The organism is Streptomyces sp. 1331.2 (genome assembly GCF_900199205.1).
In the GTDB taxonomy this organism is placed as follows: Bacteria; Actinomycetota; Actinomycetes; order Streptomycetales; family Streptomycetaceae; genus Kitasatospora.
Window position 1 is genome coordinate 2402696 of sequence record NZ_OBMJ01000001.1, and the last position, 20437, is coordinate 2423132.

The following is a 20437-nucleotide window of genomic DNA, read 5'->3' on the forward strand; positions in this document are numbered from 1 at the left end:
GTCAGCCGGCCGCGGCGAGCTGGCCGCAGGCGCCGTCGATCTCCTGGCCGCGGGTGTCGCGGACGGTCGTCGGCACGCCGTGGGCCCGGAGCCGGCGGACGAACTCGCGCTCGTCCTCGGGCCGGGAGGCCGTCCACTTGGAACCCGGCGTCGGGTTCAGCGGGATCAGGTTGACGTGCACCCGGTGGTTCTTGATCAACCGGCCGAGCAGGTCGGCCCGCCAGGCCTGGTCGTTGATGTCCTTGATCAGCGCGTACTCGATGGAGATCCGGCGGCCGGACTTCTCCGCGTAGTTCCAGGCCGCGTCCAGCACCTCGGCGACCTTCCACCGGGTGTTCACCGGCACCAGCTCGTCGCGCAGCTCGTCGTCCGGGGCGTGCAGCGACAGCGCCAGGCGGCAGCTCAGGCCCTCGTCGGCGAAGCGGTGCATCGCCGGGACGAGGCCGACGGTGGAGACCGTGATGCCGCGCTGGGACAGCCCGAAGCCGTCCGGCGCCGGGTCGGTCAGCCGGCGGATCGCGGCCAGCACCCGGTTGTAGTTGGCCAGCGGCTCGCCCATGCCCATGAAGACCACGTTGGACAGCCGCGCCTCGCCGGCCGGACCGCTGCCGTCCTCGACGGACGACGTCCCGCGCGCCCCGAACTCCCCGACCTTGAGCGCGCGCATCCCGGCGGCGATCTGCTCGACGATCTCGGCGGTGGAGAGGTTGCGGGTCAGCCCGGCCTGACCGGTGGCGCAGAACGGGCAGTTCATCCCGCAGCCCGCCTGCGAGCTGATGCACATGGTGACCCGGTCCGGGTAGCGCATCAGCACGGACTCCACGAGCGTGCCGTCGAAGAGCTTCCACAGCGTCTTGCGGGTGGCGTCGTCGTCGCAGGACACGTGCCGCACCACCGACATCAGCTCGGGCAGCAGGCTCCCGGTGAGCTTCTCCCGGCTGGCGGCGGGGATGTCCGTCCAGCCCGCCGGGTCGTTCGACATCCGGCCGAAGTAGTGGTTGGAGAGCTGCTTGGCGCGGAACGGCTGCTCGCCCAGCTCGGCGACGGCCTCCTTGCGCTCGGCGGGGCTCAGGTCGGCGAGGTGTCGCGGGGGCTTGGCGCCGCGCGGCGCGACAAAGGTGAGTTCTCCGGGCTTAGGCATGGTTGTTCCAGTGTCGCAGACGCGCGAGGGCCCCGGACGCCAGGCGTCCGGGGCCCTCCGTCGTACGCGCGGATCAGCTGCCGACGAAGGCCACCAGCAGCAGCCAGACCACCGGGGCGGTCGGCAGGAGCGAGTCCAACCGGTCCATGATGCCGCCGTGGCCGGGCAGCAGCGTGCCCATGTCCTTGATCCCCAGGTCGCGCTTGATCATCGACTCGCCCAGGTCGCCCAGGGTCGCGGTGACCGCGGCGCAGCCGCCCAGGATCAGGCCCTGCCACCAGCTGCCGTCGTCGATGATCAGCTGCATCAGCACGGCGCCGGCCAGCATCGACAGGGCGATGCCGCCGGCCAGGCCCTCGCGGGTCTTGCCGGGGCTGATCGTCGGGGCCAGCTTGGTCCGGCCGAACTTGTAGCCCACGGCGTAGGCGCCGGTGTCGCTGCAGATCGTGACGATCAGGAAGAGCACGATCCGCTGGGGGCCGTCGTCGGCCGCCAGCATCATCGCCACGAAGGTGGCCAGGAAGGGCACGTAGAAGGCGGTGAACACGCCCGCCGTTATGTCCCGCAGGTAGTTCTCCGGCGGCTCGGCCATCCTCCAGACCATCACCGCCAGGCCGGTCAGTGCGAGTGAGGCTGCGGCCCACTCGACCCCGGACCAGTAACCGGTGGCGACCATCGCGATGCCGCCGACGACCAGCGGGACCAGCGGCGCCTTGATCTCCTTGCGCTCGGAGAGCCGGCTGGTCAGCTCCCAGACGCCGACCGCGACCGCGGCCATCACGACGACCAGGAACAGCGCCTTCACCACGAACAGCGAGGCGATGATCACCACGCCGAGGCCGACCCCCACGCCTATGGCGGCCTGGAGGTTACGGCCACCGCGCTGCTTGCGCGGCTGCGGTTGCGGGTCGGGCTGGGCGGCCACGGGTGTCTCCTGCCCTGGGTGGGACGACGGCACGAAGCGGGGCTGTCCGGCCGCCGGGTGGCTGGGCGGCGGCGCGGGATGCACCGGTGCCCCCGGGTGCGGCGGGGTGCCGTGACCGGGGGCGGGGGCGGGGGCGACGTCGGGCGATATCGCGCGCAGCACGACCGTCTCCGTCACGGCGGGCGGCGCCGGCTCGGACGGCTCGTCGCGGAACAGCGGACCGCTCAGTCGGCCGGCCTCCCGGGCCGGCTCCGCCGCGGAGGCGCCGGGGACGGCCGGTCGGCCGCGGCCCGGCGCACCGGGGGGCGGGCCGGGGTCGGCCGGGACGGGGGGCATGACCTGAGTCTCCTCCGCGTCGCCGCCCCAGTACACCGGGGGCTGCCGCAAGTGATCCGAACGGAGACCCTGGTCCCCCGGGACGGCACCCGGCACGCCCGGGGGCACGGCCGGGCCGCCCGGGTGGCCGGGACGTCCCTGGACCGGCGCCGGCTGCTCGCCGTACCCCGGCGCCGGTCCGACCGGGTCGCGGAGTGGCTGCGGCTGGGGCGCCGGGCGGTAGGGCTGGAACTGCTGGTCGGACGGGCCCCAGTAGCCAGGGGCGTCAGGGGCGTCGTTCATCAGACCTCGAGCAGCTCGGCTTCCTTGTGCTTCAGCAGCTCGTCGACGGCGGCCACGTACTTGGCCGTGGTGTCGTCGAGCTCCTTCTCGGCGCGGCGGCCCTCGTCCTCGCCGACCTCGCCGTCCTTGACCAGCTTGTCGATCGCGTCCTTGGCCTTGCGGCGCACCGAACGGATGGAGACCTTGGCGTCCTCGCCCTTGCCGCGGGCGACCTTGATGAACTCCCGGCGGCGCTCCTCGGTCAGCTCGGGCAGCACGACGCGGATGATGTTGCCGTCGTTGGACGGGTTGACGCCCAGGTCGGAGTCGCGGATCGCCTGCTCGATGGCCTTCAGCGCGGTCTTGTCGAACGGCGAGACGACCGCCATCCGGGGCTCCGGCACCGAGAACGAGGCCAGCTGGTTGATCGGCGTCACGGCGCCGTAGTACTCCGCGACGATCTTGGCGAACATCGCCGGGTGCGCGCGGCCGGTGCGGATGGCGGCGAAGTCGTCCTTGGCGACGGCGACGGCCTTCTCCATCTTCTCCTCGGCTTCGAGGAGGGTCTCTTCGATCACTGTGGTCTCCCTGTCCGGTTCATCTGCTGTTGTTCCGACCGGTGACGGCTCGGAGGCCGGTCGCGGCGCCCGCGCCGTCCCGTACGGCTGGTTGCTGCTCAGGCCCGGACAGAATCCTGGCTGATGAGTGTGCCGATCTTCTCACTCTTCACCGCACGCGCGATATTGCCCTCCGCCAGCAGTTCGAAGACCAGCATCGGAAGGTTGTTGTCCTTGCACAGCGTGATCGCGGTGAGGTCGGCGACCTTGAGGTCGCGCGCGATGACCTCGGAGTACTCCAGCGCGTCGAACTTGACCGCGTCCGGGTTGGTCCGCGGGTCGGAGTCGTAGACGCCGTCCACGCCGTTCTTGCCCATCAGCAGGACGTCGGCGTGGATCTCCAGCGCCCGCTGGACGGCCGTGGTGTCGGTGGAGAAGTACGGCATGCCCATACCGGCGCCGAAGATCACGACGCGGCCCTTCTCCAGGTGCCGGACGGCGCGCAGCGGCAGGTACGGCTCGGCGACCTGGCCCATGGTGATGGCGGTCTGGACCCGGGTCTCGATGCCCTCCTTGACCAGGAAGTCCTGCAGCGCAAGGCAGTTCATGACGGTGCCGAGCATGCCCATGTAGTCGGAGCGGGCCCGGTCCATACCGCGGACCTGCAGCTCGGCGCCCCGGAAGAAGTTGCCGCCGCCGATGACCACCGCGACCTCGGTACCGGCGCGGACGACGGTGGCGATCTCCCGGGCGATCGCGTGCACGACGTCCGGGTCGACGCCGAGCCCGCCGCCACCGGCGAAGGCTTCACCGGACAGCTTGAGCAGCACCCGGCGGCGCGAGCCGGCCTTGGGGTCCTGCGCGGTCTCCTGCGTCTCCTGCATGGACTTCTCCTTTTTGCACCTACTGGTCACAGGCGCGGGTGTGCGGATGCCCCGCCTGCGCGTACACGCGAGGAGGCCACTGCCGCGGGAACCGGTTCGGTGTCCTGCACGGCAATGGCCTCCTCGTCGTTCATGGTGCCGACGCGAGCCCGCCCGTGGGCGGTAGGCGCTGGGTGAGCCCGTTCGGCGTTCCTCCCGCCCCGGTCAGCGGGCGGGGGCGGTTCCCAGCCTAAGGGGGCCGGGGACCAGGTGGAACGTGGCTCAGGCGCCGACGCGGAAGCGGGCGAAGCGCTTGAGGGCGACGCCGTTCTCCTCAAGGACCTTGGCGACGGTCTTCTTGTTGTCCTTCGCGAAGGCCTGCTCCAGAACGGAGTTCTCCTTCACGAAGCCGGTGACGCGGCCCTCGACGATCTTCGGCAGGGCGGCTTCCGGCTTGCCCTCCTCGCGAGCGGTGGCCTCGGCGACGCGGCGCTCGTTCTCAAGCTCCTCGGCCGGGATCTCCTCGCGGGACAGGTACTTCGGCGCGAAGGCGGCGATGTGCTGCGCGACGTCCTTGGCGACCTCGGCGTTCTCCTTGTCCAGCTCGACCAGGACGCCGACGGCCGGCGGCAGGTCGGGGCTGGTCTTGTGCAGGTAGACCGCGACGAAGCCGTCACCGTCGAACTGGGCGAAGCGACGGAAGACGATCTTCTCGCCCAGGGTCGCGTTGGCCTCGTCCACGAACTGCTGGACGGTCTTGCCGGCCTCGATCTCGGAGGCCAGGGCGGCGTCCAGGTCGGCCGGGGCGGACTTGGCGACGTGGGCGGCGATGGCGTCGGCGACCTTGACGAAGTTGTCACCCTTGGCGACGAAGTCGGTCTCGCAGTTCAGCTCGACCAGGACGCCGGACTTCTTGTCCTCGGCGATCAGCGCGGAAACGGCGCCGTTGGAGGCGTCGCGGCCCTCGCGCTTGGCAACGCCCTTCTGGCCCTTGATGCGCAGGAGCTCGACGGCCTTCTCGACGTTGCCCTCGGCCTCGTCCAGGGCCTTCTTGCAGTCCATCATGCCGGCGCCGGTGAGCTCACGGAGCTTCTTGACGTCCGCGGCGGTGAAGTTCGCCATGGTGTGAATCTCTTCTCGCGTCTCGCGTGTCTGCGTGGGGTGGCGCCGGGACCGGTGGTTCGGTCCCGGCGCGGGAGAGAGGGGCACCTGCCGGTTTCGTACCGGCGGGTGCCCCTCACCCTTGGTACGTCAGGCCTGCTCGGCCGGAGCCTCGGCAGCCGGGGCCTCGGCGGCCGGAGCCTCGGTGGCCGGAGCCTCGGCGGCGGGGGCCTCCTCGGCCTTCTTCTCGCCCTCGATGAGGTCCTTCTCCCAGTCGGCCAGCGGCTGGTCGGCGCCCGGCTCGGCCTTGGCGTCGCCCTTGGCGACACCGGCGCGGGCCTTCAGGCCCTCGGCGACGGCGTCGGCGATCACGCGGGTCAGCAGGGTGACGGAGCGGATCGCGTCGTCGTTGCCCGGGATCTTGTAGTCGACCTCGTCGGGGTCACAGTTGGTGTCGAGGATGGCGACGACCGGGATGTTGAGCTTCCGGGCCTCGCCGACCGCGATGTGCTCCTTCTTGGTGTCCACGATCCAGACAGCGCTGGGAACGCGCTGCATGTCGCGGATACCACCGAGGGTCTTCTCCAGCTTGTCGTGCTCGCGCTGGAGGACCAGGAGCTCCTTCTTGGTGAGGCCGGAGCCGGCCACGTCCGAGAAGTCCAGCTCGCCGAGCTCCTTCAGGCGCTGCAGGCGCTTGTAGACGGTCGAGAAGTTGGTCAGCATGCCGCCGAGCCAGCGCTGGTTCACGTAGGGCATGCCCACGCGGGTGGCCTGCTCGGCGATGGCCTCCTGGGCCTGCTTCTTCGTGCCGACGAAGAGGACGCTGCCGCCGTGGGCAACGGTCTCCTTGATGAACTCGAAGGCGCGGTCGATGTAGTTCAGCGACTGCAGGAGGTCGATGATGTAGATGCCGTTGCGCTCGGTGATGATGAAGCGCTTCATCTTCGGGTTCCAGCGGCGGGTCTGGTGACCGAAGTGGACGCCGCTCTCCAGCAGCTCCCGCATCGTGACGACGGCCATTGCCGTACTCCTTGGTGTTGCGGCCCGGCGGCGGCACTGCGTCGCAGCGATCGCCCACAGCCGGGTCAGTCTCGGTTTGTCCGTGGCGGCCAGGTGACAGCCACGCCTGACGCCCCGAACGTGCCGAGCCGCTTGCGCCCGCTCGGCCTGGGGCCGGTCGGGCTCGGCGGACCGAGCGGCACTCGCACCTGGCGGGGCCGCGGATGTACCGCGTCCGACCACCGGTGGCGGGGCGTGCGAAGTCGACCCGGCGGACCGGGTCGCGTGTGAAGTGTACGGGAAGCGCCGAGCGGCGGGCGACTTCGCGAGCGGCCGGGGGGCCGCCGGGGACCTGGGAAGAGCCCGGGAAACGGCCGGAGCGGGCGGGTCGGCGGGGGAACTGCGGGAGGAACTTCGGGGGGACTGCCGGGGTCTGCGGCAGGTGGGGGCCGAGCCGTGCCCGGCGTGGCCGCCTGCCCCTCGTGGGCCGTCGGTATGCCTCTTGTACACCGGATGGCGGCGTCCGTACACCCGTCGGAGGGATGGCGGCCTGGGGTGGAGGCGGTTTGTCCACAGGAATCCGGATGTGGGTGGTGCGGCGGCGGCGCGACCGCGAGCCTTCGTGCATGACAGCTCGTGCGTGGTTCGTCGGGGTTCGGGGAGCGCTCTCCGTGGTGCTGGGGGTGGTGCTCGTACTGTCGGGCGCCGCGACGGCCGAGGGCCGGACCGGGGGCTCCCGAGGCTCCGTGGGTGGCGTGGATGGCGTGGATGGCGGTGGCGGTGGCGGTGGCGGCCGGAGCGGCGCACGGGCCTGGCCGGTGGGCGGGCCCGGAGGGGTGCTGGGGCGGTTCGAGCCGCCGGCGAAGCCCTGGGCCGCCGGACACCGCGGGGTGGATCTCGCGGCCGCGCCCGGGGCGGAGGTGCGGGCGGCGGCCGCCGGGGTGGTCACGTTCTCCGGCCTGGTGGCGGGCCGCCCGGTGGTGACCGTCGCGCACCCGGGCTCGGGCTCTCCCCCGCTCCGGACCACCTACCTGCCCGTCACCGGCACCGTCCCGGTCGGCACCGCGGTGACCGCCGGGCAGGTGATCGGGCAGCTCGCCACGGACGGTCGGCACTGCCCCGCTCAGGACTGCCTGCACTGGGGGCTGCTACGCGGAGGCCGCTACCTGGACCCGCTGGCCCTGTTCGGCGCGGGCACGGCCCGACTGCTGCCCTTCAACGGCGGGAGCGGATAACAGGGAGTGGATAGCTGGGGGGTTCCCACCGGAGGAGTTCACGTCCGACGGGGAGACTGCAGCGGATCAGGCCCGGCCGAGGCCGTGCAGCGCCAGGGCGACGGCGGCGTCGGCGATCTGCTCGCTGCTCTCGGTCGCGCAGCCGGCGCGATTCCCGGCCGCCGCCTGCTCGGCCCTGCGGACGGCCGCCTCCACGACCCCCTGCAGCAGTGCCGCGGCCAGCCGGGTCTGCTCGTGGCCCAGCTCCTCCAGCGCCTGGACGAGCAGTCCGGCCAGCCTGCCGTGCGCCGCCCGGATCCGCTCGCGCGCGGCCTCGTCCAGCTCCAGCGCCGAGATCGCCACGACCGCACGGTGGCGCGGGTCCGCGGCCAGCGCCAGCTGGCCCCGGACGTACGCCTCGATCCGCTCGGCGGCGGTGTCGCAGCTCTCCATCCCGGCCTCGATCTCGGCCGCCCAGAGCGGGAAGTCCACCTCGCAGAGCGCCTCGACCACGGCGGCGCGGGAGCGGAAGTACTCGTAGACCGAGGAACGCGCCAGCCCGGTGCGCGTCGCGAGCGCGGGGAAGGTCAGGGCCTCCATACCGCCCTCGGTGAGCAGGGTGCGGGCAGCGTCGAGGAGGGCTGCCCGCTGCAGCTGGCGATGCTCGGCCACCGTGGCCGCTCGGATCTTCGGCACGCTCCCACTGTACGGAGCCCTACCCGCGGCCGATACGGCGCCGCGCATCCGGAGCCGGCGCGGACCCGCCTGACCCGTTCCCTCCAGGCCGGACTCCTGCCCCACCGGACCGGCGGGCTACCGGACGTCCGACAGCTTGGCGCGCAGTTGGAGGACGGACTTGGTGTGGATCTGGCTCACCCGACTCTCCGTCACTCCCAGCACCTGTCCGATCTCGGCGAGGGTGAGCCCCTCGTAGTAGTAGAGCGTCACCACCGTCTTCTCCCGCTCGGGGAGGGTGTTGACCGCCTGGGCCAGCAGTCTGCGCAGCTCGCGGTCCTCGGCCACCTCGACCGGGTTGTCCGCGCCGTGGTCCTCCAGGGTGTCCATCAGGCTCAGCCGGTCGCCGCTCTCCCCCACCGGGTGGAGCAGTTCGTCCAGCGCCACGACATTGGCGAGCGACAGCTGACTGAAGATCGCGTGCAGGTCCTCGATCGCGATGCCCATCTCGGCCGCGACCTCGGGCTCGTGCGGCGTCCGACGCAGCCGGGCCTCCAGCGTCGCGTACGTCCGCTCGACCGCCTTGGCCTTCTGCCGCACCGAGCGGGGGATCCAGTCCAGGGCGCGCAGCTCGTCGATGATCGCGCCGCGGATGCGGCTGATCGCGTAGGTCTCGAACTTGATGGCGCGATCGATGTCGAACTTCTCGATCGCGTCGATCAGCCCGAAGACGCCGGAGGAGACGAAGTCCGCCTGCTCGACATTGGAGGGCAGACCGACCCCGACCCGACCCGCGACGTACTTGACGAGCGGTGAGTAGTGCAGGATCAGCTGCTCCCGCAGCCGTTGGTCCCCGGTCTCCTTGTAGGAGCGCCAGAGCTCTTCGAGCGCGCTGCGGCCCCGGGCCGCGGCGTCCTGGCTGCCCTGGCCCGGAGCTGCCTGCCGCGGACCGCCCGCCGGCTGCTCCCGGCGGGACTGCGAGAGGGGCGAGGGCAGTGGCGGGCGGGCCGCGTCCGGCTGCTGGTCGGTGCCGGGCGGACCGGCCGCACCCGGTGGGCGGGCCACTCCGAGCGGCCGGGCCGCACCGTCGGCCTCGGGGCCGACGGAGGTGTCGGCGGACGCGTCGGCGGTGCGGGCCGCCTCGCCGTCGCGCGTCGCCTCGGTGTCCCGGGCCGCGTCCGCGGGCTGGCCTGGAACCGCCGCCGGCCGGCCGCCCTGGCGCGACAGGCCTCCCATCGTCCCCGCCGACTTGGACGGGAACTCGGTCGCGGAGCGCCGCTCCGTCCTCGGCCCTCCCGAGGACCGGGTGCCGCCACCGGTCACTCTGTGTCCGGGAATGTGTGTGGGCATGCGTTGGTCTGCGCCGTTCTGCCGAGTCATGTGCTGATAGGGAAGGCATGTGGAGCGTAGCGTGACCGACTCACTGCAAAGCGCTACCGCCACTCGGTCGTCCCCCGATCCGGTGGCGTTCACTCATCGGATCCGGCCACCCGAGCGGAGACCGGATCAGCAGGTCAGTCGGGCCGTCCCACCGGGCCGCCCCCGTCGCAGGGCCCCTCGGCGTACCGGTGTTCTCTGCTCCGACGCTCACCTCCTCCGTACCATGCGCCAGTGCGCGCCGTGTCGCTCGACGTAGCCGAGCGAGACCAACTCGTAGAGCCGTTGCAGGACTTCGTCCGGCGGGAGCCCGCACTGGCGGGCCAGTCGCTCGACCGGCGCGCCCTCGGCCGTCGCCGGTACGGCCTCCAGCACCCGGGCCACCGGGGGCTCCAGCAGATCGCGCGGCAGCACCGGTCCGCTGCGCTGCGGAGCCAGGTCGTCCCCGATCGCCCCGACCAACTCGCTGATCTCGGCCGCGTCGGTGACCAACGTGGCGCCGCCGCTGCGGATCAGGGCGTGCACCCCGGCCGAGAGCTCCGAGGTCACCGGGCCGGCCACGCCCATGGTGTGGCGGTTGAGGTCCCGAGCCCGTCGGGCCGTGCTCAGGGCACCGCTGCGCACGGCGGCCTCGACCACCACGGTGCCCCGGGTGAGCGCCGCGATGACCCGGTTGCGCAGGACGAAGCGGAAGCGGTTCGGGTGCTCCCCGGGCGGGAGTTCACTGACCAACAGGCCCTGGACACCGATCCGCCGGATCAGTTCGGCGTTCCCCTTCGGGTAGGCCACGTCGACCCCGCAGGCGAGCACTCCGATGGTCATCCCGCCGACGGCGAGTGCCCCTCGGTGCGCGGCCGCGTCGATCCCGTAGGCGGCCCCGGAGACCACCACCCAGCCGCGCTCGGCCAGTTGGGCCGACAGCTCGCCGGCGACGTGGGCGCCGTAGGCCGTGCAGGCGCGGGAGCCCACGACGGCGACCGAGCGGAGCGCCAGGAGCCGCAGCGAGCCGGTGCCGGTCGCCCAGAGCCCGATCGGGCGTCCGTCGCCCAGATCGTCGAGTTGACTCGGCCATTCCGTGTCCCCCGGAATGATGAACCGTCCACCGGCGTGCCGTACCCGTTTCAGGTCCGTTTCCGGATCCGGCCCCGGGAGTCTCGCCTGGTACCCGGCCAGCCGCTCGGCGTCCAGCCCCGGATGGTCGGGCACCGTCCCGGTCCGGATCGCCTCGACCACGTCGACGGCGGGGAGGCGGCCGAGCCAGCGGCCGAGCACCGCGTCGCCCGGCTCGCTGAGCCGGCTGAGCCGGACACGGGCGAGGCGCTCGGGTTCGGAGGCCGCGGTGGGGCGGGGCGCCGGGCCGGCCGCGGCGTCACCCGCCGCTCCGGTCTCGCCGTGTGCCTGGGGGTGCCTGGACAGCTGCTTCATGCCTCGCCCTTCTCGCTCTCCGAACGTTCGATGCCCGGGCCGGGCCGGCCTTCGCCCGGCGGGCCGGTGCGCTGGGCCGGGATACCGCCGAGGCGGCCCAGGGCCCGTTCCTGCGAGGGCAGTCCGTGTTCCACCCCGGTGCGCAGGACCAGGGCGGTGCGCACGTCCCGCTGGTCCGGCCGGTCGCGGCCGGCCAGGTCCGCCACCGTCCAGGCGACCCTGAGCACCCGGTCCAGGCCGCGGGCGGTCAGCAGCCCCCGCTCCAACTGGCGTGCGACGTCGTTCAGCGCACCGGGCGCGAGCTGCCAGCGCGTGCGCAGCTCATGGCCCGGCACCTCGGCGTTGGTCCGCCACGGGGTGTCCGCCAGCCGGGCTGCCGCCCGCTCCCGGGCCGCCAGCACCCGGGCCGCGACGGTCGCGGTGTTCTCCGCCGTGGCGTCCCGCTCCATGAGTTCGACCCTGGTCACCGGGGCGACCTGGACCTGGAGGTCGACCCGGTCCAGCAGCGGCCCGGAGAGCCGCCCCTGGTAGCGGCTGACCATCGTCGGGGTGCATTCGCACCCCTCGCCGCGCCGTGAGAACCGTCCGCACGGGCAGGGGTTGGCGGCCAGGCAGAGGAGGAAGCGGGCCGGGAGCCGCATCGAGCCGGCCGAGCGGGCGATCAGCACCTCGCCGGACTCCAACGGCTGGCGCAGCGCGTCGAGCACCCGGACGGGGAACTCCGGGGCCTCGTCCAGGAACAGCACGCCCCGGTGGGCCAGCGAGACGGCGCCCGGTCTCGGCAGGCCGCTGCCGCCGCCGACGATCGCGGGCATCGTGGTGGAGTGGTGCGGGGCGCAGTAGGGCGCGGTGTCGATCAGCGGGCGCCCGGCCGGGAGCAGGCCCGCCACCGAGTGCACGGCGGTGACCTCCAGTGCCTCCTTCTGGGTCAGCGGTGGGAGCAGCGCGGGCAGCCGCTCGGCCAGCATGGTCTTGCCCGCGCCCGGCGGCCCCTTCAGGTAGAGGTGGTGCCCGCCGGCGGCGGCGATCTCCAGGGCGCGCCGGGCCTCGTACTGGCCTGCCACGTCGGCCATGTCGAGGTGGGCGGCCTTGTCGTCGGACAGGCCCCGCACGCTCGCGCTGGGCAGCATCAGCCCGGCCATCAGCGGATCCGGTCGGCCGCCGATCGGGTCGGGCGGCTCCTCCGGTGCCGCCGCCCCGGTCAGGATGGCGAGCAGTTGGCGCAGGCTGCGGACGCCGATCACCGTCACCCCGGGGACGAGCGAGGCCTCGGGCGCGGTCTGCTCGGCGACCACGACCCGTTCGTACCCGGCGTCCGCGGCGGCCAGCACCGACGGCAGGATCCCGCGGACCGGCCGCACCCGGCCGTCCAGCCCCAGCTCGCCGATGATCAGCAGGTCGGCGATGGAGGAGGGGTCGAGCCGCTCGGCGGCGGCCAGCACGGCGCAGGCCACTGCGAGGTCGAAGCCGCTGCCGCTCTTGGGGACCGAGGCGGGGCTGAGGCCGACCGTCAGCTTGCGCTGCGGCCAGGCCTCGCCGCTGTTCACGACCGCTGCGCGGACCCGGTCGCGGGCCTCGGTGAGTGCCTTGTCGGGTAGGCCGACCAGGGTGAACGCGGCCACCCCGGGCTCCAGATCGGCCTGGACCTCGACGATCACGCCGTCGACGCCGACCAGCGCGACGGAACAGGTGCGGGCGAAGGCCATCTCAGACCACCCCCCGCAGGTGGTCGACCAGGGCCGCACCCCGCGCCCGGTTGACCACGGCGACCAGGTCGATCCGCACTCCGCCCGGCGGGGCGGGGGGCCAGTGCGGGTCCGTCGGGCCGGGGTCGTAGTCGGGCCCGGCCAGCCGGGCGAAGTGGCCGGGCCAGCGCTCGGCCATCCACCGCTCGGCCAGGCGCTGCAGCCGGGCGGCCTTGGCCCGGTCGATGGCCTCGCTGGGCTGCTGGAAGCCTCGCTCGGAGCGGGTCTTCACCTCGCAGACCGCCACCGTGTCGCCGTCGAGGGCGACGATGTCCAGCTCGCCCTCGACGCAGCGCCAGTTGCGGTCCAGGATGCGGAGCCCGGCTTCCGCGAGGCGGCGGGCGGCGACCCGCTCCCCGTAGCGGCCGAGCCCGTTCTTGCTGGAGCGGCCCGGGACGGCCCGCTCCCTCTCCCCGGGCGCTGCCGTGGCGGGCGCGGCTGCGACGGGTACGACCGTCTCCGGCGCTTCCGCGTCCGGTACGGCCTGGTCCTGCACGACGGTGTGCTGCATGGTGACCACCTCCGCCGAGGAGGCTGCCCCACCGCGCACCGAGAGGCGCGGAAATTCTCAGACCCTGTGGATAACCCGGGGCCTGTGGATAACTTTGTCACCCGCAGGGGTGAGAAGCTCCGATCCCGCGAAATTCGGCTGGACAACGCGGGACGGAGTCGTCCAACGTCAGTTCCCGAAGCCGGACTCGTCCGAGGGCAGCTCCAGATCGCTCTTCGCGAGTTCCTCGATGTTCACGTCCTTGAAGGTCAGCACCCGGACCTTGCGGACGAACCGGGCCGGCCGGTACATGTCCCAGACCCACGCATCCGCCATCGACACCTCGAAGAACACCTCGCCCTGGACCGAGTGCACCTGCAGCTCGTAGTCGTTGGTGAGGTAGAACCGTCGCTCGGTTTCGATCACGTACTTGAACAGGCCGACGACGTCCCGGTACTCCCGGTAGAGCTTGAGCTCCATCTCGGTCTCGTACTTCTCGAGATCTTCGGCACTCATCCAGGCGTCCCCTCAACTTGTCACGTCCACCCATTGTGGACCACCGCACCCACGGTCAGAGCCGTACCGGATCCTCCGGCGGGCCCTCGGCCAGCAGCACTTCCAGGAAGTCCGCCAGGCCGGCTGGATAGACCGTCTCGGCGGTCCCCCTCAGTTCCTCGACCGTCCACCAGCGCGCGGCGAGCAGCTGGGCGTGCTCCTCCGCGCCCATCCCCGAGTGGTCCAGCCCGGTCTCCGTGGTCCGGGCCAGGTGGAACCACTGCTCCTGCTCGTAGCGCTGTCCCCGAAAGGAGAACGACACCGTGCCGTACGCCACCAAGGGCCCCAGGTCCACGCCCCGCAAGCCGGTCTCCTCCGCGAGCTCCCGCTCGGCGGCCTCGCGCACGTCCTCCCCCGGCTCCAAGCCGCCCCCGGGCGTGAACCACCACGTCTCCCCGGGGACCGCCGGATCGGCGCCCAGGAAGAGGAGGATGCGGTCCAGCCCGTCCAGCAGCAGGATCCGCGCCGCGCGGCGGCGCTGTGCGGTCATGGCGGCCCTCCACGCTCCTTCCGTCCGTCTCGGTGGCGCTACCGATCCTGCCACCCGGCGCGGCCGTCCGGGGCGATGTTCGGCAGAGCGGCCCGCGCCGCGACGGCCCCGGTCAGGAGCTGCGCCCCCGGCGGAACCGGCGGGCCAGGCCCGCCACCCCTCCCACCGCCGAGGTCACCAGGATCAGCGCCGCACCCGCGACGGTGGCGTAGGCGGCCGGCTCCAGGGGGCCGGGCTGGGACGCCCGCGGGCCCGCGAAACCGTCGAAGGCGGCGGTGCGGCCGAGCAGGCCCATCCGACCGAAGGGCATCACGGTGGCCTCGACCCTGGCCTCGATGGCCGCGACCGGGACGGTCCCGCCGTCGACCTCCAGGTGGCTGCGGGAGTCGAGCGAGCCCACGCGGTTGTCGCCGAGCACGAACAGCCTGCCCTGCGGCACGGTCACGCTGAACGACTCGCCCTGGCGGCCCTGGGCCGCGAGGTACGGCTCGTCCACCGGCTGTCCGTCGACCGTCAGCCGGCGGTTGTCCCCGCTGGTGGCGACGGTGTCGCCGCCGACCGCGACCACCCGCTTGACCATGAGCTCGCCGCCCCAGGCCTGGTCCCGGAAGACCACCACGTCGCCCCGGCCGATGGCGCCGCCGCCGACCTTCCGCGCCAGCACGGTGTCCCCGGCCTGCAGGGTCGGGTGCATCGAGGGGGTGGGGATGTTGTACGGCCGGTAGTCGATCGCGATGAGGGCGAAGCCGCCGACCATCAGCAGCAGCCCGAGCGCCAGTGCGATGCCCTGCAGCACCGTGCCGGGCCGGCGGCGCCCGTCGGCGGGCGCGACCGGGCGGTCCGCCGTCTGCTCCACGACACTGCTCATCGACACCGTCCACCTCTGGCCGACCGGAGAACTCCACTGGCACGCCGGGGGCACCGGCGGGAAAGCCGACGGGCCGTGGCACGTCCGAGCAGATTACTCGTCGGTACCACGGCCCGCGCAAGAGTCGGGGACGACCCCGTGGAGCTCAGGACTCCTTCCGGCGCTCCTCCCGGCCCCGCACCCGACGCACCAGCGGGAGCAGCGCGACGGCCCCGACCGCACCGGCCACGGGCGGCGCCGGCGGCGCGGCCGCCGCCAGGCCCTTCTGGTCGAAGGTGTCCGGCACCGGCAGCGTCGACCAGTGGTCGATCGGCCAGGCCACCACGAAGGCCCGCCCGATCACGTTGTCCACCGGGACGGTGCCACCGCCCGGCTGGTCCATGTGGAAGCGGGAGTCCAGCGAGTTGGCGCGGTGGTCGCCCATCACCCAGATCCGGCCCTTGGGCACCTTCACCGGCCCGAACGGGTGGTCACCGCAGGGGGTGTTGCCCCGGTAGACGTACGGCTCGTTGAGCGCGACGCCGTTGACCTTGACCGGTCCCTCGCCCTCGCACTCGACGGTGTCCCCGCCGACCGCGATGACCCGCTTGATCAGGTCCTTCTCGTTGGCGGAGGGCATCAGCCCGACGAAGCTGAGCACGTCCTGCAGGCCGCGGACGAAGGAGTTGCTGCTCTGTGGGGTCGGCTCGTCGTTCAGCCAGCCGCCCGGGTCGTGGAACACCACGACCTCACCGCGCTCGGGTTCCGCCCCGAACCACGGGGTCAGCTTGTCCACCAGGACGCGGTCACCCACCTGCAGCGTGTTCTGCATCGACTCCGACGGAATGGAGAACGCCTGGACGAAAAAGGTCTTGATAACGAGCGCGAGGATCAGCGCGATCCCGATCAGGATCGGCAGTTCCTTCCAGAAGGAACGCTGCTTGCGCGGCTTGGCCGGAGACTCCGGCCCGTCCGCCGGCTCGGTCCCCGCATGCGAAGGTCCCGGATGCGAGGGCTGCGAGTGCGAGCGTTCCGGGGAGTCCTCCGCTCCGGCGCCGTGCTCGTCGGCGGTCTGGGCCGCCGCGTCCTCGACCGCGGCCGAGGGCGCCGCGGAGTCGGCGGACCGGGCCACCCGGCGGCCCGGGCCCTCGGGTTCTCCGGCGCCTGAGCGGGCACCGATCACCAAATCCCCCACAACGTCTCCTCCCTGCTGTGCGGACGCCCGCGCGCCCGCGCTCAGAGTGCCGCACAGCGGGCACCACGCTCGCCATGACCATGAACGCCTCAGGGCTGCCCACCGCGGGCTCCCCTGACACCGGCACAGCCTCGGCCGTACGACCGGGACCACTCCCGGCCGCACCTGCACTTCTCTATCACTCCAAGGCACCTCGCTCGCGGTTCCACACGCGAGGCCCGGCCGGTCGGCGGTCGGCGCGGCTCACTCCGGAGGCCGGCCCCGCCGACGAACGACGAGCGGAAGGATGCCCAACACACCCATAACGAGCGGAGGTTCCATAGGAACCGGCCCAACACCCACGGATTCCGCGGCAGTTCCGGCGGCCTGCGGCGCCGTGGGGAGAGAGGAGAGTGACGTAGGCACGTCGAGTTGCCGGAACCGGTCCAGCGGCCAGGCGATCACGAAGGCGCGACCGACCACGCCGCTCAGCGGGATCGTGCCCTGGCCCGGATTGCCCATGTGGAAACGGGAGTCGGCGGAGACGTCCCGGTGGTCGCCCATGACCCACAACCGGCCTTCCGGCACCTTCACCTTGAAGGGCTGCCGGGACGGCGGATTGTCGGGCGCGAGGTAGGGCTCGTCCACCGGGTGGCCGTTGACGCTGAGCCGCCCCTGCGCGTCACAGCACTCGACGGTGTCCCCACCGACCCCGATCACCCGCTTGATCAGGTCCTGTTCGTCGTCGGACGGCAGCAGCCCGACGAAGGTCAGCACCCGCTTGCCCGCGCCCAGCGCCGCACCGTCGCCGGAGGGCTTGCGGTCGTGCTCCAGCCAACCCCCCGGGTCCTTGAACACCACCACGTCGCCGCGCTGCGGCTCACTGCCGAACCAGGGGGTCAACTTGTCCACCAGCACCCGGTCACCGACCCGGATGGTCTGTTCCATCGAGCCCGAGGGGATCACGAACACCTGGATCAGGAAGGTCTTCATCACCAGCGCCACCAGCAGGGCCACCAGGATGATCATCGGAATCTCGCGCACCAGCGACCGCTTGCGCCGACGGGCCACGCGTCGGGCACTGCGGCGGCGCTCGGCCCGACCGCGAACCGCCCGACCTCCGGCAGCCCCGGTGTCCCCCGGTCGCACACTGCCCGCTCCCGCACTGCCCGGTTCGGTACCACCCGTTCCCACACCGCCCGGTCGCACACCGGCTGACCGCGCCTCGCCCGGCTCCCGGGCCGGACGGTCGGCGACCCTACCCCTACCTCTGGTCCCCATGACCACCCGTCCCCGCAGTCGCGGCGAAGGCCGCGGGCCGGTCCAGGCCGGTCCACCGCGAGAACGGGTACACCACCCAGTCCGCCCGGCCGATCACCTTCTCCTCCGGCACGAAGCCGCCGCCGGGCTCACCGAGGTGGTCGCGGGAGTCCCGGGAGGCACTGCGGTGGTCACCCATCACCCACAGCTCGCCGGCCGGCACCACCACGTCGAAGGCCACGCTCGACGGGTCGTCCCCCGGGGCCAGGTAGGAGGTCTCGTCCACCGCTACGCCGTTGACGGTGATCGGCGCGCCCGGGCCGGTGCTGGTCACCCGGTCGCCGCCGACGCCGATCACGCGCTTGACGTAGACCGTGTCACCGGCCGGGGCCAGCCCGAGGTCCTGGGCGAACGCCCGCAGGCCGTCCCAGAAGCCCGACGGCTTCGCCGACTCCCTCAGGAAGGAGCCCGTTCCGTCGAAGACCACGACGTCGCCCCGCTGCGGGTGGCCGCCGAAGGCGTAGGCGAGCTGGTTCGCGACCAGCCGGTCCCCCGGCCGCAGGGTGTCCTCCATCGACCCGGAGGGCACCGCGAACGGACGCGCGACGAAGGCGTTCACCACGAGCAGGGCCGCCAGGCAGATCCCCACCAGCAACAGCAGGTCGCGCGAGCGCGAGTGGCCGGGCTCCGCCTCCTGCTCCGAGTCCTCGGCATTGTCCTTCGCCATGTCGTCGGCAGCAGCCGTACCGGTCACCGCTTCCCCGGAAACGACCGCGGACCGCGACAGCGAGCCCGCACCGGTGGGTGCGGGACTGCCGTCGCGGTCCGCGGGTGGTTCGTGCGTGCTCATCGGGGGGTGAGCTTACCTTGCGGCCGTTCGGCCCCCCGGAGCGCTCCGATCCCCCGGCCAGGCCGGGGGCCGGTGGATCAGCGGTCGCGCTTCTCCTTGATCTTCGCGGCCTTGCCGCGGAGGTCACGCAGGTAGTACAGCTTGGCGCGGCGAACCGCACCGCGGGTCACGACCTCGATCTTCTCGACGACCGGGGTGTGCACCGGGAAGGTGCGCTCCACGCCGACGTTGAAGCTGACCTTGCGAACGGTGAAGGTCTCACCGATGCCGGCGCCGTGGCGACGGATGACGACGCCCTGGAAGACCTGGACACGGGAGCGGTTGCCCTCGATGACCCGGACGTGGACCTTCAGGGTGTCACCGGCGCGGAAGGCCGGGATGTCGGTACGCAGCGAGGCCGCGTCGACAGCAGCGAGCTTGTTGCTCATGTTGCTCTCCATCGCAGGCGCCACGGGCCGCCCACGGAAAATCGTCACAATGGGGTTTGCTGCGGGCCGCATCGGCTGACGGCGAGCCCCCCGTGGCGGGGGCGCCGGTCCACGTGCCCCCTACGGGAGGGAGCCAGCGACAGACAACAGCGGCCTATTCTTCCACACCACCGGCCGCCGACCGAAATCGGCCGAGCTTCTCGTCCCAGGCCAGGCCCAGGATGCTGAGCGCTTCCCGGTCCTTCTTGTCGAAGGCGCCGTACTGCCAGCGCTCGACCAGGTCCGGCCGGTTGGCCAAGGTGCGGGCGAAGGCCTGCTCGCGCCGCCAGCGGGCGATACGGCCGTGGTTGCCGCTGAGGAGCACGTCCGGCACCGCTCGGCCTCGCCACTCGGCGGGCTTGGTGTAGACCGGGCCCTCCAGCAGGTCCGCCATCGCGCCCGGCGCGAAAGAGTCGTCGCGGTGGGACTCGGCGTTGCCGAGCACCCCGGGCAGCAGCCGGGCGATCGCCTCGACCATCACCAGCACCGCGACCTCACCGCCGGCCAGCACGTAGTCGCCGATCGAGGCCTCGACCACCGGCATGCGGGTGGCCGCCTCCTCGATCACCCGGCGGTCGATGCCCTCGTAGCGCGCGGGGGTGAAGGCCAGCCAGGGGCGGCCGGCCAGCTCCTGCGCGAGCTCCTGGGTGAACGGGCGTCCGCTCGGGGTGGGCACCACCAGGGTGGGCAGTTCGCCCTCGGGCCCGCCGGCGACCACCGCGTCCAGCGCCTCGCCCCACGGCTCGGGCTTCATCACCATGCCGGGGCCGCCGCCGTACGGGCTGTCGTCCACCGTGCGGTGCACGTCGTGCGTCCACTCGCGCAGGTCGTGGACGTGCACGTCCAGCTGGCCGCGGGCGCGGGCCTTGCCGACCAGCGAGATGTTCAGCGGCTCCAGGTACTCGGGGAAGATCGTGACGACGTCTATCCGCATGCCGCTCTGCACGCCGCCGCTGTGCGCACCGCTGACCTGCACGCCGCCGGTCTCCTCGACGGTCACTCCGACTCCCCCGAACCCTCGGTCCCCTCCGAGCTCTCGGGCTCGCCCGAGGCCTCCGACCCCTCCGAGTCCTCGGCGCGCTCGGCGCTCTCGACGCGCTCGGCGCTCTCGACGCGCTCGGCCGACGACGTACCGGCGACCTCGGCCTGGTCCGGATCGATCAGCCCGGCCGGCGGGGTGATCACCGCGCGCTGGTTCTCCAGGTCGATGGTCGGCACGATCTGGCTGACGAAGGGCACCAGCACCTCCGTCCCGTCGGCCTTCTTCACCGTGAGCAGGTCCTGGTACGGCAGGTGGACCACCTCGGTCAGCTCGCCGACCAGGGTGCCGTCGAGCAGCACCACGTCCAGGCCGATGAGCTGGTGGTCGTAGTACTCCTCCGGGTCGTCGGGACGCTCCTCCGGGTCGACCTCGGAGATGAGCAGGGTCCCCCGCAGGGCCTCGGCCGCGTTGCGGTCCTTGACGCCGGCGAAGCGCAGCAGCAACCGGCCGCTGTGGACCTTGCCGGACTCGACGGTCAGCGGCCCGGCCGACGCGGGGTCGGTGAGCAGGACGGCACCGGGGCCGAGCCGGAGTTCCGGCTCGTCGGTGCGGACCTCGACGCTGACGTCCCCCCTGATGCCGTGGGCACGGCCGATCCTGCCGACGACGAGCTGCACGGTGATCGTTCTCCTGGAGTTCCTGG

Annotated in this window: 21 protein-coding genes; 1 reads left to right on the forward strand and 20 read right to left on the reverse strand. The window is 72.5% G+C overall.

The annotated features are described in order from the left end of the window. Window position 1: 1 nt before the first annotated feature. The 6 genes from rlmN to rpsB all read right to left on the reverse strand — a co-directional run bounded on the left by rlmN (window position 2) and on the right by rpsB (window position 6204). The gene (gene rlmN / locus CRP52_RS10045) at window positions 2–1141 is read right to left on the reverse strand and encodes a 23S rRNA (adenine(2503)-C(2))-methyltransferase RlmN (RefSeq protein ID WP_097236080.1); all 1140 of its coding nucleotides are present in this window, start codon (window positions 1139–1141) and stop codon (window positions 2–4) included. 73 nt (window positions 1142–1214) lie between these two features. Beyond that, complete coding sequence (locus CRP52_RS10050) at window positions 1215–2402, reverse strand: phosphatidate cytidylyltransferase (protein ID WP_097239980.1); 1188 nt, start codon at window positions 2400–2402, stop codon at window positions 1215–1217. 281 nt (window positions 2403–2683) lie between these two features. Continuing rightward, on the reverse strand, window positions 2684–3241 hold the full coding sequence (frr, locus tag CRP52_RS10055) for a ribosome recycling factor (protein WP_097236081.1): 558 nt from the start codon (window positions 3239–3241) through the stop codon (window positions 2684–2686). A 98-nt stretch (window positions 3242–3339) separates the two neighbouring features. Next, window positions 3340–4104, reverse strand: coding sequence for a UMP kinase (gene pyrH, locus CRP52_RS10060; RefSeq protein WP_030056790.1), 765 nt, complete (start codon window positions 4102–4104; stop codon window positions 3340–3342). A gap of 261 nt (window positions 4105–4365) precedes the next feature. After that, entirely contained in the window at window positions 4366–5205 is an 840-nt protein-coding gene (tsf, locus tag CRP52_RS10065) for a translation elongation factor Ts (protein WP_097236082.1), read from the reverse strand. 129 nt (window positions 5206–5334) lie between these two features. Continuing rightward, on the reverse strand, window positions 5335–6204 hold the full coding sequence (rpsB, locus tag CRP52_RS10070; RefSeq protein WP_097236083.1) for a 30S ribosomal protein S2: 870 nt from the start codon (window positions 6202–6204) through the stop codon (window positions 5335–5337). Window positions 6205–6809: 605 nt separating this feature from the next. Here rpsB and CRP52_RS10075 point away from each other — a divergent pair. Continuing rightward, window positions 6810–7418 (forward strand): M23 family metallopeptidase, encoded by a 609-nt coding sequence (locus CRP52_RS10075; protein ID WP_097239981.1) that lies wholly within the window; start codon window positions 6810–6812, stop codon window positions 7416–7418. Between the two features lie 66 nt (window positions 7419–7484). Here CRP52_RS10075 and CRP52_RS10080 read toward each other — a convergent pair whose 3' ends face one another. The 14 genes from CRP52_RS10080 to rimM form a co-directional block, all read right to left on the reverse strand. Beyond that, window positions 7485–8069 (reverse strand): TetR/AcrR family transcriptional regulator, encoded by a 585-nt coding sequence (locus CRP52_RS10080; RefSeq protein ID WP_097239982.1) that lies wholly within the window; start codon window positions 8067–8069, stop codon window positions 7485–7487. A 141-nt stretch (window positions 8070–8210) separates the two neighbouring features. Further along, window positions 8211–9068, reverse strand: coding sequence for an RNA polymerase sigma factor WhiG (whiG, locus tag CRP52_RS10085; protein WP_373560553.1), 858 nt, complete (start codon window positions 9066–9068; stop codon window positions 8211–8213). A 591-nt stretch (window positions 9069–9659) separates the two neighbouring features. Then, window positions 9660–10874, reverse strand: a complete 1215-nt coding sequence (gene dprA / locus CRP52_RS10090; protein ID WP_097236085.1) for a DNA-processing protein DprA — start codon at window positions 10872–10874, stop codon at window positions 9660–9662. Beyond that, window positions 10871–12580 (reverse strand): YifB family Mg chelatase-like AAA ATPase, encoded by a 1710-nt coding sequence (locus CRP52_RS10095; protein WP_097236086.1) that lies wholly within the window; start codon window positions 12578–12580, stop codon window positions 10871–10873. Before CRP52_RS10095 ends, dprA begins: the two co-directional genes overlap by 4 nt. 1 nt (window position 12581) lies before the next feature. Beyond that, window positions 12582–13130: a YraN family protein gene (locus CRP52_RS10100; protein WP_097236087.1), complete on the reverse strand. Its 549-nt coding sequence runs from the start codon at window positions 13128–13130 to the stop codon at window positions 12582–12584. Window positions 13131–13298: 168 nt separating this feature from the next. Further along, window positions 13299–13625 carry a DUF2469 domain-containing protein gene (locus CRP52_RS10105; RefSeq protein ID WP_030056781.1) on the reverse strand — a complete coding sequence of 109 codons (327 nt, stop codon included), beginning with the start codon at window positions 13623–13625 and terminating at the stop codon, window positions 13299–13301. A 55-nt stretch (window positions 13626–13680) separates the two neighbouring features. Further along, entirely contained in the window at window positions 13681–14154 is a 474-nt protein-coding gene (locus tag CRP52_RS10110; protein ID WP_097236088.1) for an NUDIX hydrolase, read from the reverse strand. 112 nt (window positions 14155–14266) lie between these two features. After that, window positions 14267–15022: a signal peptidase I gene (lepB, locus tag CRP52_RS10115; protein WP_097236089.1), complete on the reverse strand. Its 756-nt coding sequence runs from the start codon at window positions 15020–15022 to the stop codon at window positions 14267–14269. A 145-nt stretch (window positions 15023–15167) separates the two neighbouring features. Further along, window positions 15168–16196 carry a signal peptidase I gene (gene lepB, locus CRP52_RS10120; protein ID WP_097236090.1) on the reverse strand — a complete coding sequence of 343 codons (1029 nt, stop codon included), beginning with the start codon at window positions 16194–16196 and terminating at the stop codon, window positions 15168–15170. Window positions 16197–16439: 243 nt separating this feature from the next. After that, on the reverse strand, window positions 16440–17219 hold the full coding sequence (gene lepB, locus CRP52_RS10125; protein WP_373560475.1) for a signal peptidase I: 780 nt from the start codon (window positions 17217–17219) through the stop codon (window positions 16440–16442). 220 nt (window positions 17220–17439) lie between these two features. Next, complete coding sequence (lepB, locus tag CRP52_RS10130) at window positions 17440–18285, reverse strand: signal peptidase I (RefSeq protein ID WP_097236092.1); 846 nt, start codon at window positions 18283–18285, stop codon at window positions 17440–17442. Window positions 18286–18362: 77 nt separating this feature from the next. Next, window positions 18363–18713, reverse strand: a complete 351-nt coding sequence (gene rplS, locus CRP52_RS10135) for a 50S ribosomal protein L19 (protein WP_030056776.1) — start codon at window positions 18711–18713, stop codon at window positions 18363–18365. 154 nt (window positions 18714–18867) lie between these two features. Continuing rightward, window positions 18868–19686 (reverse strand): tRNA (guanosine(37)-N1)-methyltransferase TrmD, encoded by an 819-nt coding sequence (gene trmD, locus CRP52_RS10140; RefSeq protein ID WP_097239983.1) that lies wholly within the window; start codon window positions 19684–19686, stop codon window positions 18868–18870. Between the two features lie 62 nt (window positions 19687–19748). Next, entirely contained in the window at window positions 19749–20411 is a 663-nt protein-coding gene (gene rimM, locus CRP52_RS10145; protein WP_097236093.1) for a ribosome maturation factor RimM, read from the reverse strand. Window positions 20412–20437 lie beyond the last annotated feature (26 nt).

What these genes read in the sequence shown, in the direction of transcription:
- rlmN (WP_097236080.1), bottom strand. Translation starts at nt 1,141, where the DNA reads ATGCCTAAGCCCGGAGAACTCACCTTTGTCGCGCCGCGCGGCGCCAAG.
- CRP52_RS10050 (WP_097239980.1), bottom strand. Translation starts at nt 2,402, where the DNA reads ATGCCCCCCGTCCCGGCCGACCCCGGCCCGCCCCCCGGTGCGCCGGGC.
- pyrH (WP_030056790.1), bottom strand. Translation starts at nt 4,104, where the DNA reads ATGCAGGAGACGCAGGAGACCGCGCAGGACCCCAAGGCCGGCTCGCGC.
- tsf (WP_097236082.1), bottom strand. Translation starts at nt 5,205, where the DNA reads ATGGCGAACTTCACCGCCGCGGACGTCAAGAAGCTCCGTGAGCTCACC.
- rpsB (WP_097236083.1), bottom strand. Translation starts at nt 6,204, where the DNA reads ATGGCCGTCGTCACGATGCGGGAGCTGCTGGAGAGCGGCGTCCACTTC.
- CRP52_RS10075 (WP_097239981.1), top strand. Translation starts at nt 6,810, where the DNA reads ATGACAGCTCGTGCGTGGTTCGTCGGGGTTCGGGGAGCGCTCTCCGTG.
- dprA (WP_097236085.1), bottom strand. Translation starts at nt 10,874, where the DNA reads ATGAAGCAGCTGTCCAGGCACCCCCAGGCACACGGCGAGACCGGAGCG.
- CRP52_RS10095 (WP_097236086.1), bottom strand. Translation starts at nt 12,580, where the DNA reads ATGGCCTTCGCCCGCACCTGTTCCGTCGCGCTGGTCGGCGTCGACGGC.
- CRP52_RS10100 (WP_097236087.1), bottom strand. Translation starts at nt 13,130, where the DNA reads ATGCAGCACACCGTCGTGCAGGACCAGGCCGTACCGGACGCGGAAGCG.
- CRP52_RS10105 (WP_030056781.1), bottom strand. Translation starts at nt 13,625, where the DNA reads ATGAGTGCCGAAGATCTCGAGAAGTACGAGACCGAGATGGAGCTCAAG.
- CRP52_RS10110 (WP_097236088.1), bottom strand. Translation starts at nt 14,154, where the DNA reads ATGACCGCACAGCGCCGCCGCGCGGCGCGGATCCTGCTGCTGGACGGG.
- lepB (WP_097236089.1), bottom strand. Translation starts at nt 15,022, where the DNA reads ATGAGCAGTGTCGTGGAGCAGACGGCGGACCGCCCGGTCGCGCCCGCC.
- lepB (WP_097236092.1), bottom strand. Translation starts at nt 18,285, where the DNA reads ATGAGCACGCACGAACCACCCGCGGACCGCGACGGCAGTCCCGCACCC.
- rplS (WP_030056776.1), bottom strand. Translation starts at nt 18,713, where the DNA reads ATGAGCAACAAGCTCGCTGCTGTCGACGCGGCCTCGCTGCGTACCGAC.
- trmD (WP_097239983.1), bottom strand. Translation starts at nt 19,686, where the DNA reads ATGCGGATAGACGTCGTCACGATCTTCCCCGAGTACCTGGAGCCGCTG.